General features: G+C 53.6%; 1 protein-coding gene. It reads left to right on the top strand.

Going from position 1 to position 489, the window contains the following annotated elements; genetic code table 11:
- Positions 1-86: 86 nt before the first annotated feature.
- Positions 87-389 (top strand): hypothetical protein, encoded by a 303-nt coding sequence (locus J9892_RS20625; protein ID WP_103857964.1) that lies wholly within the window; start codon positions 87-89, stop codon positions 387-389.
- Positions 390-489: the final 100 nt, after the last annotated feature.

Here is a 489-nt window from a genome sequence, read left to right as displayed (position 1 = left end):
GGTAAGCGCCCTTGAATCGGCATCTTTTTTTCCCAAAATCAGCTCGTCACACTTGAAATCCATTACCTCTTCGCTGGATTTTCACTATGACCACTCAAGAACGTGCTGATTTTTGGCGACAGCAGATCACCGCCTGGCTTGACTCCGGCCTCTCCGGCCACGCCTTTTGCAAAAGCCAGGCACTGGTCTATCACCAGTTTGCTTACTGGCGTAAAAAGCTCGAACAGCCTGTAGACTCGGACTCTCTTCCTGGCTTTGTCAGAGTAGCCATGCCTGTTCCTGTCACGAACGAAGTCGGCTTGACGCTCACCTTACCCAACGGGATCACTCTCTCCGGGTTACATCCGGGCAATATCGATTTGCTCGGCGCTATCATGAGGCAGTTGTAATGCGCCCTCGTTACTTGCGTCCGGCACTGACCATGCCGCAGATCTACCTCTATCGGGCTCCTATCGATTTTCGTAAACAGGCCCACGGCCTGGCGGCGCT

Source organism: Aeromonas sp. Prich7-2 (assembly GCF_017939255.1).
GTDB classification, from domain to species: domain Bacteria; phylum Pseudomonadota; class Gammaproteobacteria; order Enterobacterales; family Aeromonadaceae; genus Aeromonas; species Aeromonas caviae.
The sequence above is the reverse complement of the archived record's forward strand: the minus strand, read 5'-3'. Positions and strand labels throughout refer to the sequence as shown.